The following is a 13,379-nucleotide window of genomic DNA, read 5'->3' as shown; positions in this document are numbered from 1 at the left end:
CTCCTTTTCTTGTATTGCCGGCAGGTGCTGCCGGAAATGGTCCAGGCCGCGGATGCGGCCCGTTGGGGGCGTTCCTAGGGAAGGACAACTACCTGGGCGCCGAAGACCAGCCCCGCGCCGAAACCGATCTGAAGGGCCAGTCCGCCGCTGAGCTCCGGGTTTTCCTGCAGCAGGCGGTGCGTGGCGAGCGGGATGGATGCTGCCGAGGTGTTGCCTGCGTCAGCGATGTCCCGTGCCACTGTAACGCCCTCCGGCAGCTTCAGCTTCTTCACCATCTCGTCGATGATGCGCATGTTCGCCTGGTGGGGGATGAAGGCCACCAGGTCCTCCGCCTGGATGCCCGCGGCATCGAGGGCCTGCTGGGCAACCTTGGCCATCTCCCAGACGGCCCAGCGGAAGACGGTCTGCCCGTCCTGGCGAAGCGTGGGGTACAGCTCCTGTGCCTCTTCCAGGAGGGCGAGGTCGCCTGTGGAATCAGACTGCCGGGCGGCCATGCCGAGGTCGCGGACATCCAGGATGGAGCGGGTCATGCCGATCGCATCCCATTTGCTGCCGTCCGATCCCCACACAGAGGGGGCGATTCCGGGGGTGTCGGACGGACCGATGACAACGGCGCCCGCTCCGTCCCCGAGCAGGAAGGAGATGGTGCGTTCCCTGTTGTCGATGACGTCGGACAGCTTTTCGGCGCCCACCACCAGGACATACTTGGCGGCCCCGGCGCGGACCAGGGCGTCACCCTGGGCGATGCCGTAGCAGTAGCCCGCACAGGCGGCTGAAATGTCGAAGGCGGGAGCCGGGGTTGCCCCGAGGCGGTCAGCCAGGCTGGCCGCGGCGGAGGGGGTGGCATACGGGTGGGTCACCGTGGAAACGATGACGGCACCGAGCTGGGACGGTTCGATGCCGGCCTTTTCCATGGCCTCGCGTGCGGCACCCTCGGCCATGTCGATGACACTGACGTCCGCGGGGGCACGGTGGCGGGTCACGATGCCGGTCCGCTGGCGGATCCACTCATCGGAGGAATCGATCCACTGGCAGACGTCCTCGTTGGTGACGATGACGTCGGGACGGTAGGCGCCCAGTCCAAGGATGCGGGTGTGCTCCTGGATGGGAGCCTGCTTCAGCGTGGGAACGCTCATGCGTCTCCCTCCAGTTCTGCGAAGAGCGCCAGGGCGGCGGAAAGGTCGTCGGGGGTCTTGACGGCCACGGTCTTGACGCCGGGCATGCCCCGCTTGGCGAGGCCGGCCAGGGTGCCGGCGGGGGCAAGCTCGATGACGCCGGTGACGCCCCGGGCAACCATCGCCTCCATGCAGCGGTCCCAGCGGACGGGACGTGACACCTGGGCAATAAGGCTGTCGACGGCGGCGCCGCCCTCAGTAACTTCGCCGCCGTCGTAGTTGGACAGCAGCGGCACCTTCGGTGCCTGCGGCTTCAGCTGCGGCTGCAGCGCCTTGAGGGCGCTGACAGCGGGGGCCATGTGGCTGGTGTGGAACGCGCCTGCCACTTTCAGGGGAATGACCCGGGCCTTCGCGGGCGGGTTCTCGGCTAGGGCCTTCAGCTGGTCAAAGGTGCCGGCTGCGACGGTCTGGCCCGCCCCGTTGACGTTGGCGGGGGTGGCGCCTGTGGCCGTGATGGCCGCAAGGACCTCGGCGGGGTCGCCGCCCACAACGGCGCTCATGCCCGTGGGAGTGACGGATGCGGCCGCTGCCATGCTGTTGGCACGTTCGCGCACGAACGTCATGGCTTCCTGCTCCGTGAGCACTCCGGCAAGGGCGGACGCCGTGATTTCACCCACGGAGTGGCCTGCGAGGATTACCGGAAGGGAACTGAGGTCAACATCGAACAGTGAACCGGCGGCAACAAGGCCGGCTGCGACAATCAGGGGCTGCGCGACCGCAGTGTCCTTGATGGTGTCCTCATCCGAGGTGGTCCCGTGGGCGATCAGGTCAATGCCTGCGATCTCGCTCAAGGAGGCCAGTTGGCCTGCCACCGAGGGCAGTTCCAGCCAAGGGGCCAGAAAACCCGGGGTCTGTGAGCCCTGTCCAGGGCAGACTATTGCAAGCACGTATCCAGCTTTCCAAATTACTGTGTGATCCAGCGGTGTTTGTCCGCACCAAGCTCACGGGGTCAGGTTGTAGGAAGTCTACAACGCCTTAGGGCTAATTCCGGGATGGCAGGCGCTCCGCGGCAGCTTTCGGCGGCGCGGAAAGACGCCCCACCACCAAGGCAGCCTGCAGGACAAAGGCTTCCCTGGGCAGGAGCGGATCCCAGCCCGTGACGTCACAGACACGCTTGAGCCGGTACCGGACGGTGTTGGCATGGACGAAGAGTTCCCGCGCTGTTGCTTCCAGCGAATGGCCCAGTTCCAGGTAGGTGCCCAGGGTCTCCACGAGGCCGTTGGACGCCGCCAGTAACGGGCGGTAGATGTTCTTGACCAGGGAACGGCGCGCGGCGTCGTCCCCGGAGATGACCCGTTCCGGGAGCAGGTCGTCGGCAGCCACCGGGCGCGGGGCGGCGGGCCATGCCCTGGCCGCGGTCAGCCCGGCGAAAGCCGACTGCGCCGATCCGCTGGCTTCCAGCAGGGAACCGGCCTCAGGGCCGTACACCACCGGTCCGGGCGCAAACATCTCGCTGAGCTTCACATACGCGGTTTCCCTGTCCTGGACGCCGCCCAGGATAAGGATGAGCCGGTCACCCTGGATGCCCACGAGGGCGTCCTCCGCATACCGGCCGGCCATCCGGCGCAGCTCGCTGACGTAGCTGGCGCTCGGCTCGGAGGGAGAATTGCCCACCATGACGGTGAAGCGTTCCTGCGCCTTCCAGCCCAGTGCCGCGATCCTGGAGCGCAGGGCGTCCGTGTTCTCGCCGCGCAGGATGGCGTCCACGATCAGGGCTTCGAGCCGGGTGTCCCAGGAACCGCGGGATTCGGCGGCGCGGGCATAGACGTCGGCCGCAGCGAAAGCGACTTCCCGCGAGTACCTCAACACTGCTTCCCGCAATGACGGCTGGTCGGCTTCCGGCGCAATCACGGGAACCTGGTCCTCCACCACTTCGACGACGATCCGGATCAGCTGCAGCGCTTTCTGCAGGCTGATGGACCGGGTCAGTTCGGTGGGCGCGGTTCCAAAGACGTCCGTAAGGATCCACGACGGCGAGCTTGGCCGCTCATACCAGGTGACAAAAGCGGCGATGCCGTTCTGGGCCACCATGCCCAGTGCCGAGCGTTCGTCCGAGCTGAGCCGGCTGTACCAAGGCAGCGACTTTTCCAGCTCGCGCATGGTGGTGGTGGAAAGCTGGCCCACGTTTGCCCGCAGCTTCTTCAGGGTCTCGGACTTCTCCGGCGTGACCTTGGGCGTGGACGGTTTGCGCTTGGCGGACGGGGTGGCAGGTGCTGGCATTCTTTGAGCATACGGGCCGCGCCCCGCAACCTCCATTTGTGCAAAGGCTACAATCCGCCTTGGCCTGCGTCACAGGACACTCCTGTCCAACCTGCCCAAACGGACGACGGCGGCCCCCGCCTTTCGGAGGGAGCCGCCGTCGTGTCTTGCTGGGGGAGTGCTAAGCCTCGCCGCCGGCGTTGCCGGTGGTCCCGGCATTGACGTTGTGGAGCCTGTACTTCTCAATCGCCTTGATCGGAGCCTGGGAATCCACCTCACCGCGGCGCGCAAGCATCTCCAGTGAACGCACCACGATGGAATGGGTGTCGTTCTTGAAGAAGCGGCGGGCGGCGGCGCGGGTGTCGGAGAAGCCGAAGCCGTCGGCGCCGAGGGTGGCAAATTCGTTGGGCACGAACTGCCGGATCTGGTCGGGGACGGCCTTCATGTAGTCGCTGACGGCGACGACAGGGCCGGTGGCTCCTTCGAGCTGCCGGGTCACGAAGGGGACGCGGGCCGGTTCGCCGGGGTTGAGGAAGGCTTCCTCTTCCGCGGCGAGGCCGTCACGGCGCAGTTCGTTCCAGGACGTGACGGACCAGACGTCTGCGGATACGGACCAGTCTTCGGCCAGGATCCGCTGCGCTTCGATGGCCCACGGCACCGACACGCCCGAGGCGAGGATCTGGGTCCGGGGACCGTCGATCTTTGCCGGGGCAAGCAGGTAGATGCCCTTGATGACGCCTTCGACGTCCAGCTCTTCGGGTTCTGCAGGCTGGGTGATCGGCTCGTTGTAGACCGTGAGGTAGTACATGAGGTTCCGGTCTTCCGACTCAGGCCCGTACATGCGTTGGAGGCCGTCCCGGATGATGTGGCCCATTTCGTAGCCGTAGGCGGGGTCGTAGGTGACCACGGCCGGGTTGGTCGATGCGAGCAGGGGGGAGTGGCCGTCGGCGTGCTGGAGGCCTTCGCCGGTGAGCGTGGTCCGTCCTGCCGTGGCGCCGATGATGAAGCCGCGGGTCATCTGGTCGGCTGCCGCCCAGAATGCGTCGCCGGTGCGCTGGAAACCGAACATGGAGTAGAACACGTACACCGGGACCAGGGGCACGCCATGGGTGGCGTACGCGGTGCCGGCGGCGGTGAACGCTGCCACGGCGCCGGCTTCGTTGATTCCGGGGTGGATCAGCTGCCCGGCCGGGGACTCCTTGTAGGCCAGGACGAGGTCCCGGTCCACGGAAAGGTAGTTCTGGCCCTTGGGGTTGTAGATCTTCGCCGTGGGGAAGAACGCATCCATGCCGAAGGTCCGGGCCTCGTCGGGGATGATCGGGGCAATGTGCTTGCCGAAGTTCTTGTCCCGCATCAGGTCCTTCAGGAGGCGCACAAAGGCCATGGTGGTGGCGGCCTGCTGCTTGCCCGAACCCCGCTTGGCGACCTCGTAGGACTTCTCGTCCGGGAGGTCGATCGCCTGGTGCTTTGACCGGCGTTCCGGGACGGACCCGCCCAGGGCTGCGCGGCGCTCCATCATGTATTTGATTTCGGGAGCGTCGTTGCCGGGGTGGTAGTACGGAGGCTGGTACAGGTCTTTTTCGAGCTGTTCGTCCGTAATGGGGATCCGCAGGTGGTCGCGGAACTTCTTCAGGTCATCCAGGGTGAGTTTCTTCATCTGGTGGGTCGCGTTGCGGCCCTCGAAGTGCGGTCCGAGCCCGTAGCCCTTGACGGTTTTGGCCAGGATGACGGTGGGCTTGCCCTTGAATTCCGTGGCTGCCTTATAGGCGGCGTACATTTTGCGGTAGTCGTGGCCGCCGCGCTTCAGGTTCCAGATCTGGTCATCGGTGAGGTCCGCGACCATGTCCTTGGTCTGCGGAGTCTTGCCGAAGAAGTGCTCGCGGACGAACCCGCCGGATTCGGCCTTGTAGGTCTGGTAGTCGCCGTCGGGGGTTTCGTTCATGATCTTCACCAGCGACCCGTCGGTGTCGCGGGCAAGAAGGTCGTCCCACTCGCGGCCCCAGACGACCTTGATCACGTTCCAGCCCGCACCGCGGAAGAACGCTTCCAGTTCCTGCATGATCTTGCCGTTGCCGCGTACCGGCCCGTCCAGGCGCTGCAGGTTGCAGTTGATCACGAAGTTGAGGTTGTCCAGGTTCTCGTTCGCGGCGAGCTGGAGCAGGCCGCGGGACTCGGGCTCGTCCATTTCGCCGTCGCCGAGGAACGCCCAGACCTGCTGGTCCGAGGTGTCCTTCAGGCCGCGGTTGTGCAGGTACCGGTTGGACTGGGCCTGGTAGATCGCATTCATCGGCCCGATGCCCATGGACACGGTGGGGAACTCCCAGAAGTGCGGCATCAGGCGCGGGTGCGGATAGGAGGACAGGGCGTGGCCCTCGCGGGACTTCTCCTGCCGGAACCCGTCCAGGTCCTCCTCGGAGAGCCGGCCTTCCATGAAGGCGCGGGCGTACATGCCGGGGGAGGCGTGGCCCTGGAAGAAGACCTGGTCCCCGCCGCCGGGGTGGTCCTTGCCCCGGAAGAAGTGGTTGAACCCGACCTCGTACAGGGTGGCGGCTCCGGCGTAGGTGGAGATGTGTCCGCCCACGCCGATGTTCGCCCGCTGGGCCCGGTGGACCATCACCGCTGCATTCCAGCGCATGTATGCCCGGTAGCGGCGCTCGAACTCCTCGTTGCCCGGGAATTCTGCTTCCTGGTCCGCCGGGATGGTGTTCACGTAATCGGTGGTGGTCACCATCGGCACCCCGACGCTCTGCGCGCCGGCGCGCTGCAGCAGGCTCCGCATGATGAATTGGGCACGCTCGGTGCCCTGTTCCTTGATCAATGAATCCAGGGACTCAACCCACTCGGCGGTCTCTTCCGGATCACGATCAGGCAGCTGGTTAGTCAACCCGCTGAGGATATGGGAGGTATCTTCTCCTGCAGCCACGTCCAACCTCTCTTTGCGCGCATTGATGGCGCACTCAGGCCGGGCAGGGTGACCGCCCGGCGAACGTACGCCGTGTGCGACGTATCGGTTACAACAGCCCGGTCATGTGTGCCGGGCAGGGTCCTAGTTTTCCTACGTCTGCATTGGAGTTACAGGGTTGTTGCCCCGCAGGCATAGTTTCACCTGCCACTCTAACTCTGTCCCTTACGCGATGCGTAGCCGCGGCTTGGGCGGCCCAGTTGTATTTCGCCGTCATACTGGTTGTGTGACGAAAAGCCGCTGGACTGCGGGCTGGACGAACCTGATGTGACGCAGAATATGCCGCATCACGGGGGCGGCAGCTTGAAGCTCAGGCACAAAGGGTGTTGGCTTGGGAGTAATGGAAATCACTATGCGCACTGCATATATGAGGCATTGGAGGTACACGTGAGCGAGGCCGACGCCGCCACTTCGGTAAATGTGGCGGAAAAATTGGGTTTCAAGAATGGGGATCTGATTCAGGAGTTCGGTTACGACGATGACGTCGATTTCGACTTGCGTGACGATATTGAGGACCTCACCGGTTCCGAGCTGCTGGACGAGGACGACCATGAAGTGGCGGACGCTGTCATCTTCTGGTGGCGCGACGGCGACGGAGACCTGGTTGACAGCCTGATGGATTCGCTGACCACGCTGACCGAGAACGGCGTGGTGTGGGTGCTGACGCCCAAGTCGGGCAGGGATGGATACGTCTCCCCGGCGGACATCCAGGAGGCGGCGCCGACGGCCGGGCTGCACGTCACTACCTCCGCGGGCGTGTCCAAGGACTGGAGCGCAACGCGGCTGGTGAGCAGGAAGAACAAGTGACGGCAGCGCTTGCCGCTGCCTCCGTCGCTGTCCCCGCGGTCGGCGGGACGGCACCCGATTTTGAACTCGTCAACCAATACGGCGAGCCGGTCAGGTTGTCCTCCTTCCGGGGCCAGAACGTGGTCCTTGTGTTCTACCCCTTTGCATTCTCCGGTATCTGCACCGGAGAGCTCTGCGAACTACGGGATAACCTCGCACAGTTCCAGGATGCGAACGCCACCGTCCTGGCCGTCTCGGTGGACAGCAAGTTCAGCCTCAGGGCCTATGCCGCCCAGGAACAGTACAGCTTCGACCTGCTCGCGGACTTCTGGCCGCACGGCGAGGTCGCCAGGCTGTATGGTGTGTTTGACGCCGACAGCGGCATGGCACGGAGGGGCACCTTCATCATCGATGCCGGCGGTACCATCCGGTACAGCGTGGTGAATCCGCGGGGCCAGGCCCGGGACCTCGGGGAATACCGCACGGCACTCGCCGGGCTCGGAAAGGCCTGACTCCACGTGGGCGGGCAGCGGCATGGTGTGGGCCTCACAGGCTTCGCGAGCATGCCGCCGGTGCCTGCCGCACCCCCGTCCGAAGAAGAACTCGACGTCCTGGTCCGGATCAGGGAGGTGCTGGCAGGGGGCCGTTTCGCACTGCTCACCGGGGCCGGACTCAGTACGGACTCGGGAATCCCGGACTACAGGGGACCCGGTTCGCCTCCTCGTTCGCCCATGACGTACCAGGAGTTCGTCAAGGCGGCCGCCAACCGCCAGCGCTACTGGGCGAGAAACCACATCGGCTGGTCCCACCTGCGGCGCGCCGATCCAAACCAAGGCCACCTTGCCGCGGCGGAGCTTGAACGCAGGGGACACCTCACCGGCCTCATCACCCAGAATGTGGACCGCCTGCACCAGGACGCCGGCAGCGTCAACGTCGTCGACCTCCATGGCAGGTATGACCAGGTGGTCTGCCTGGACTGTCGCCGGACCTATACGCGGCATCTGCTGGCAGGGATCCTTGGGGAGCTCAACCCCGGCTTCCTGGACCGGGCGGCACAAACGGGCTTGGTGGAGATGGCGCCGGACGCCGACTCCACGATGGAAGACCAGGCGTTGATCAGCAGTTTTGTGGTGGCGGCCTGCCCCGCTTGCGGAGGAATGCTGAAGCCTGATTTCGTGTACTTCGGTGAGAACGTGCCGAAGGATCGGGTCGAAATCTCCTACCGGATGGTCGATGATGCCGCAGCCCTTGTTGTTGCGGGATCGTCATTGACGGTAATGAGCGGCCTGCGCTTCGTCAGGCACGCCGCAAAGGAGGGCAAACCTGTGGTCATTATCAACAGGGGCGCCACCCGCGGGGATGACAAAGCAACCATCAAGCTTGAGGCGGGCGTGAGTGAATCGCTGGCCTGGCTGGCGTCGGAGCTCCCGCCCGTCCAGGGGCAGGCCCCACCCGGCCCTAAGGGAGTGGATTCGCATTTGGAGGCCGGTGTCGGGTAGAGTCTATGTTCGTTGGTCAGGGCGCAGCAGTGCCCGGTCCGGCCGCTTTGGGTCTTTAGCTCAGCTGGTAGAGCGCCACGTTTACACCGTGGATGTCATCGGTTCGATCCCGGTAGGACCCACGAGCAGCCCCGCAGGTTCCGCCGCCAGGAGGAAGATGCGGGGCTTTTGCGTTGCCCGGCCCCGTATGGAATCCGGGCCCTTCCCCGAATGTCCGACCCCTGCCGTAGCTTGCGGGAATGGAACACGTGATTGTGCGGACGGGGGCGGACGGCAGGCCCACTGCGGTGCTCTGCAGTGGCAGGGAATGGGCTGTGGGTGCGGAACCGGTCCGCTGGTTTGAGCGGGTTAAATGGTGGGAGACACGCCGCAGGATGCCTAAGGGCCTCAGCCGGGTGGACGTCGAGGTCCTGCAGCTCCAGGTGAGGCTGGGAAGGAACACCGGTTCCGCCCTGACCACCATGCTCCTCGAGCGGGACGGGCTGGGTGGGGGCTGGCGGCTCAGGGAATCCCTGGCCGACGCTGCGTAGGCGCATGCGCCGCCCGGCAACGGACTCCGGGCATTGGAAAACCCTCCACCGCGACTATTGGGGGATGCCGCGGTGGAGGGCCTGAGTTGAATATACCGTGAACCCCCTGGAAACAAAAAGTCGCCGTAAAGGTGTCAGCGCTGCACCGGAATGAAGACGCGGGGTTGCTCGGTCCACGTGTCGGACATTTGGGACATGGTCCGCCTCATGATCTTGTCTGAGGACTCCCGTGCTGTGGCGGCATCGCCCCGGGCGATTGCCTCCGCCACGTCCACGTGCCACTGGAGCGCGGCCTCGTGCGGATGGTCCGGCATCAGGCCATGCACTGTCCGGCCCGTCAGGGTCTCCGCCACCTGGCCCATGAGGTTCGCAAACATCTCGTTGCCCGACCCGGACAGAAGCAGCGAGTGGAACTGGATGTCCAGCTCAAGGAAGCGCGGCACGTCACCCTTGCGGCCGGCGTCGAGCATTGCGCGGGCAACGTCCACCAGCTCCAGCCGCAGCGGCGCCGGCGCGTTCTGGGCGGCCAGCTCGGCCGCGGCCGGCTCCACGGCGGACCGCAGCTCAGCAAGAGACCGAAGCTGCGCGCCCCTGGCACCGCTGGCCAGGCGCCACCGGATGACCTGGGGATCGAAGGGGTTCCAGCGGCTCGGAGGCATTACCCGGATACCCACCCGCTTGGTGGTCTCCACCAGGCCGAGGGACTGCAGCACGCGGACAGCCTCACGGATCACCGACCTGGACACCCTGAGTTCATCCTCAAGCTTTTCGGCGAGCATGATATGGCCGGCAGGCAGCTCCCCTGAGACAATGCGGGTGCCAAGATTCTCAATGGCACGGTGGTGCAGGCTGCTGGTCATGCAGCTAAGCCTAGTGCGAACGGGTTGGCCTGACGGCGGCCGGCCGGGACTGCAGCGACACAAACGGTTCCACAAGGTGGGCGTTACTTTCTTGTTACCTCGCGAATATATATGCTTTATTCAGACCCTTGGTCTGCAATCGTGCTCCCGACGCAAAGGGAGCCCCTGCACATCCGCGCAACGTACGAATTGGAGTTTTGATGTCTGCACACATCGGTGTCACCGGCCTCGCGGTGATGGGCGCCAACCTCGCCCGCAACCTGGCCAGGAACGGCTTCACGGTTGCCCTGCACAACCGTTCGGTCGAGAAGACCGACGCCCTGCTGGAAAGGTACGGCTCCGAAGGGGACTTTGTCCGGACGGAGACGTTGCAGGAACTGGTCGATTCCCTGGAGAAGCCGCGCCGCGTGCTGATCATGGTCAAGGCCGGCAAGCCCGTTGACTCAGTCATCGAACAGCTGGAACCGCTTCTGGAGCCGGGCGACATCATCATCGACGCCGGCAACTCCCACTACGAGGACACCCGACGCCGCGAAGCTGCCCTTGCCAAGAAGGACCTGCACTTTGTGGGCGTCGGTGTCTCCGGCGGCGAGGAGGGCGCGCTCAACGGCCCCTCCATCATGCCCGGCGGTTCCAAGGAGTCCTACAAGGCCCTGGGCCCGCTGCTGGAAAAGATCTCCGCCAAGGTGGACGGCGAACCGTGCTGCGCCTGGGTGGGAACCGATGGCGCCGGCCACTTCGTCAAGATGGTCCACAACGGCATCGAATATGCCGACATGCAGGTCATCGGCGAAGCCTTCGACCTCCTGCGTTCCGGTGCCGGCATTGAGCCTGCCGAGCAGGCCAAGATCTTTGCGGACTGGAACAACGGCGAGCTTTCCTCCTTCCTGATCGAGATCTCCGCCGAGGTTTTGGGCCATGTGGACGCCAAGACCGGCAAGCCGTTCGTCGACGTCGTGGTGGACGCGGCCGGCCAGAAGGGCACCGGCCGCTGGACCGTCATCTCCGCACTGGAACTCGGCTCCCCGGTTTCCGGCATCGCCGAATCCGTCTTCGCACGCGCGCTGTCCTCCCAGACGGAGCAGCGCAAGCTGGGCCAGGAGCTGCTGGCAGGCAACGAGGCATCCGTGGAGATCCCCGAGACTTTCGTCGAGGACGTCCGCCAGGCACTGTACGCTTCCAAGCTGGTCTCCTACGCCCAGGGACTGGACATGCTGACGTCTGCAGCGAAGGAGTACGGCTGGGACCTCAAGCTGGACGAGATCGCCTCCCTGTGGCGCGCAGGCTGCATCATCCGTGCAGAACTCCTCAAGGACATCACCAAGGCCTATGCCGCTGAGGAGAAGCCGGCCAACCTGCTCTTCGCTCCGGCGTTCACCCAGGCCATCGCCGACGCACTGCCGGCATGGCGCCGGGTCGTTGCCACGGCCGTCCAGCTGGGGATCCCCGTTCCGGTGTTCTCCTCCTCGCTGGCCTACTACGACGGGCTGCGCCGCAAGCGCGTTGCCGCCGCCCTGATCCAGGGCCAGCGTGACCTGTTCGGCGCCCACACCTATGGCCGCGTCGACTCCGAGGGTACGTTCCATACCCTCTGGGGCGAGGACAAGTCCGAGATCGAAGCCGTGGACACGCACTAGCTTCCGCACGGCAAACGGCCGGCAGTTCCCGGACTCCTCCGGGAACTGCCGGCCGTTGCTATATCTTCCTGCAGCGGACCGGGCGGCGGCGCCGCGGTAAGGCTGCAGTAAAGGGTCAGATCCGGTATTCGATGTCGTACTCTGCCGGGTCCACCGCAGGTTTGGTTTCACGCTGGGCATCCCGGTGGCGCCACTTGGCGGGGACGCCGGTGACAATCGATTCAGGCGGAGCGTCCTTGACCACCACCGCGTTGGCGCCCACGGCGCTGTCCCGGCCAATGGTGATTGGCCCCAGGATCTTGGCCCCGGCCCCAATGGTCACCCGGTCACCGATGGTGGGGTGGCGTTTGATTCGGGCCAGGGAGCGGCCGCCCAGGGTGACTCCGTGATAGATCATCACGTCCTCGCCGATCTCGGCAGTCTCTCCAATGACTACGCCCATGCCGTGGTCGATGAAGAAGCGGCGGCCGATGGTGGCCCCCGGATGGATCTCTATGCCGGTGAGGAAGCGCCCCAGTTGTGAGAGCAGCCGCGCCGGGAAACGCAGGGCCGGATTCTGCCACAGCCGGTGCGTCAGCCGGTGGATCCAGATGGCATGCAGGCCGGAGTATGCGAAAAAGTTCTCAAAAGAACCTCGAGCCGCCGGGTCGTGTGACCGGGCGGCGTCGAGGTCTTCCTTTAGTCTTGCGAAAAAGCCCACAAAGTTCTTTCTACAGGAAACGGGCGAACAGCGGCTGGATCAGCCACGGATGTCGTCATAGAGCACGGTGGAGATGTAACGCTCACCGAAGTCACAGACAACAGCCACGATCAGCTTTCCCGCGTTTTCCGGACGCTTCGCCAGCTCCAGGGCACCCCAGACAATGGCGCCGGAGGAGATCCCGCCCAGGATGCCTTCCTGGACGCCGAGCTCCCGGGCCACCCGGACGGAATCCTCAAGCGTGGCGTCGAGGACCTCGTCATAGACGTTGGTGTCCAGGATTTCCGGGACGAAGTTGGCCCCGATGCCCTGGATCTTGTGCGGACCGGGTGCGCCGCCATTGAGAATGGCGGAGTCCTTGGGCTCGACCGCGACGATCTGGACGCCGGGCTTGCGCTCCTTCAGGACCTGGCCGACGCCGGTGACGGTTCCGCCGGTGCCTACGCCCGCAACGAAGATGTCCACTGCGCCGTCGGTGTCCGCCCAGATTTCCTCCGCCGTGGTGGTGCGGTGGATTTCAGGATTGGCTTCGTTGGCAAACTGCTGTGCCCAGATGGAATTCTCGGTGTTGGCCACGATTTCCTGGGCCTTCTCCACAGCTCCGCGCATACCCTCGGAACCCGGGGTCAGGACGATCTCGGCGCCAAACGCCCGCAGCATGACGCGGCGTTCCGTGGACATGGTCTCCGGCATGGTGAGGATGACCTTGTAGCCGCGGGCAGCACCCACCATGGCCAGGGCAATGCCGGTGTTTCCGGACGTGCCCTCAACAATGGTTCCGCCGGGCTTCAGCGCACCGGACTTCTCGGCGGCATCGACAATGGCCACACCGATACGGTCTTTGACGCTGTTGGCCGGGTTGTAGAACTCAAGCTTGACGGCGACGGTGGCATCCAGGCCCTCGCTGAGCCGGTTGAGCTTGACCAGCGGGGTTCCGCCGACCAGCTGTGTCACATCGTCATAGATCCGTGCCATGTACATACGCCTATCTCTAAGGGGTGAATACTGAGGTCAGCCTAACGAGGCCGCGT

The 13,379-nt window shown here is 65.0% G+C and carries 12 protein-coding genes and 1 tRNA gene; 6 read left to right on the top strand and 7 right to left on the bottom strand.

Features of this window, described 5'->3' with window-relative positions:
• Positions 1–74: 74 nt before the first annotated feature.
• The 4 genes from Q9R30_RS02285 to aceE form a co-directional block, all read right to left on the bottom strand.
• Positions 75–1,136 carry a beta-ketoacyl-ACP synthase III gene (locus tag Q9R30_RS02285; protein WP_104998268.1) on the bottom strand — a complete coding sequence of 354 codons (1,062 nt, stop codon included), beginning with the start codon at positions 1,134–1,136 and terminating at the stop codon, positions 75–77.
• Positions 1,133–2,062 carry an ACP S-malonyltransferase gene (locus Q9R30_RS02280; protein ID WP_311216644.1) on the bottom strand — a complete coding sequence of 310 codons (930 nt, stop codon included), beginning with the start codon at positions 2,060–2,062 and terminating at the stop codon, positions 1,133–1,135. Before Q9R30_RS02280 ends, Q9R30_RS02285 begins: the two co-directional genes overlap by 4 nt.
• 94 nt (positions 2,063–2,156) lie before the next feature.
• Positions 2,157–3,395 carry a helix-turn-helix domain-containing protein gene (locus Q9R30_RS02275; RefSeq protein WP_311216643.1) on the bottom strand — a complete coding sequence of 413 codons (1,239 nt, stop codon included), beginning with the start codon at positions 3,393–3,395 and terminating at the stop codon, positions 2,157–2,159.
• 160 nt (positions 3,396–3,555) lie between these two features.
• Positions 3,556–6,297, bottom strand: coding sequence for a pyruvate dehydrogenase (acetyl-transferring), homodimeric type (aceE, locus tag Q9R30_RS02270; protein WP_311216642.1), 2,742 nt, complete (start codon positions 6,295–6,297; stop codon positions 3,556–3,558).
• Positions 6,298–6,723: 426 nt separating this feature from the next.
• On the opposite strand from aceE, the gene Q9R30_RS02265 reads away from it, so the two are divergent.
• The 5 genes from Q9R30_RS02265 to Q9R30_RS02245 all read left to right on the top strand — a co-directional run bounded on the left by Q9R30_RS02265 (position 6,724) and on the right by Q9R30_RS02245 (position 9,151).
• Complete coding sequence (locus Q9R30_RS02265; RefSeq protein WP_104998264.1) at positions 6,724–7,143, top strand: DUF3052 domain-containing protein; 420 nt, start codon at positions 6,724–6,726, stop codon at positions 7,141–7,143.
• Complete coding sequence (locus tag Q9R30_RS02260; RefSeq protein WP_104998263.1) at positions 7,140–7,634, top strand: peroxiredoxin; 495 nt, start codon at positions 7,140–7,142, stop codon at positions 7,632–7,634. The genes Q9R30_RS02265 and Q9R30_RS02260 overlap by 4 nt, the downstream gene beginning before the upstream one ends.
• A gap of 6 nt (positions 7,635–7,640) precedes the next feature.
• Positions 7,641–8,621, top strand: a complete 981-nt coding sequence (locus tag Q9R30_RS02255) for an NAD-dependent protein deacetylase (protein WP_311216641.1) — start codon at positions 7,641–7,643, stop codon at positions 8,619–8,621.
• Positions 8,622–8,670: 49 nt separating this feature from the next.
• A tRNA-Val gene (locus Q9R30_RS02250) sits at positions 8,671–8,743 on the top strand.
• A gap of 117 nt (positions 8,744–8,860) precedes the next feature.
• Entirely contained in the window at positions 8,861–9,151 is a 291-nt protein-coding gene (locus Q9R30_RS02245; protein WP_104998261.1) for a hypothetical protein, read from the top strand.
• 134 nt (positions 9,152–9,285) lie between these two features.
• On the opposite strand, the gene Q9R30_RS02240 is transcribed toward Q9R30_RS02245, so the two are convergent.
• A complete protein-coding gene (locus Q9R30_RS02240) occupies positions 9,286–10,011 on the bottom strand; it encodes an FCD domain-containing protein (protein ID WP_311216640.1) in 726 nt (241 codons plus the stop codon).
• Positions 10,012–10,211: 200 nt separating this feature from the next.
• On the opposite strand from Q9R30_RS02240, the gene gndA reads away from it, so the two are divergent.
• Complete coding sequence (gndA, locus tag Q9R30_RS02235) at positions 10,212–11,648, top strand: NADP-dependent phosphogluconate dehydrogenase (protein WP_104998259.1); 1,437 nt, start codon at positions 10,212–10,214, stop codon at positions 11,646–11,648.
• Between the two features lie 115 nt (positions 11,649–11,763).
• Here the strand turns inward: gndA and epsC are convergent, their stop codons facing one another.
• Positions 11,764–12,348 (bottom strand): serine O-acetyltransferase EpsC, encoded by a 585-nt coding sequence (gene epsC / locus Q9R30_RS02230; RefSeq protein ID WP_104186112.1) that lies wholly within the window; start codon positions 12,346–12,348, stop codon positions 11,764–11,766.
• Positions 12,349–12,387: 39 nt separating this feature from the next.
• Complete coding sequence (gene cysK / locus Q9R30_RS02225; protein ID WP_104999757.1) at positions 12,388–13,323, bottom strand: cysteine synthase A; 936 nt, start codon at positions 13,321–13,323, stop codon at positions 12,388–12,390.
• Between the last annotated feature and the right edge of the window lie 56 nt (positions 13,324–13,379).

This window comes from Arthrobacter sp. AB6 (assembly GCF_031844545.1).
GTDB lineage: Bacteria > Actinomycetota > Actinomycetes > Actinomycetales > Micrococcaceae > Arthrobacter.
This window is presented reverse-complemented; position numbering and strand designations above follow the sequence as displayed.

Excerpts from the sequence above, each read along its gene's own strand:
- Q9R30_RS02285 (WP_104998268.1), bottom strand. The coding sequence starts at position 1,136 with ATGAGCGTTCCCACGCTGAAGCAGGCTCCCATCCAGGAGCACACCCGC.
- Q9R30_RS02275 (WP_311216643.1), bottom strand. The coding sequence starts at position 3,395 with ATGCCAGCACCTGCCACCCCGTCCGCCAAGCGCAAACCGTCCACGCCC.
- Q9R30_RS02245 (WP_104998261.1), top strand. The coding sequence starts at position 8,861 with ATGGAACACGTGATTGTGCGGACGGGGGCGGACGGCAGGCCCACTGCG.
- Q9R30_RS02240 (WP_311216640.1), bottom strand. The coding sequence starts at position 10,011 with ATGACCAGCAGCCTGCACCACCGTGCCATTGAGAATCTTGGCACCCGC.
- gndA (WP_104998259.1), top strand. The coding sequence starts at position 10,212 with ATGTCTGCACACATCGGTGTCACCGGCCTCGCGGTGATGGGCGCCAAC.
- cysK (WP_104999757.1), bottom strand. The coding sequence starts at position 13,323 with ATGGCACGGATCTATGACGATGTGACACAGCTGGTCGGCGGAACCCCG.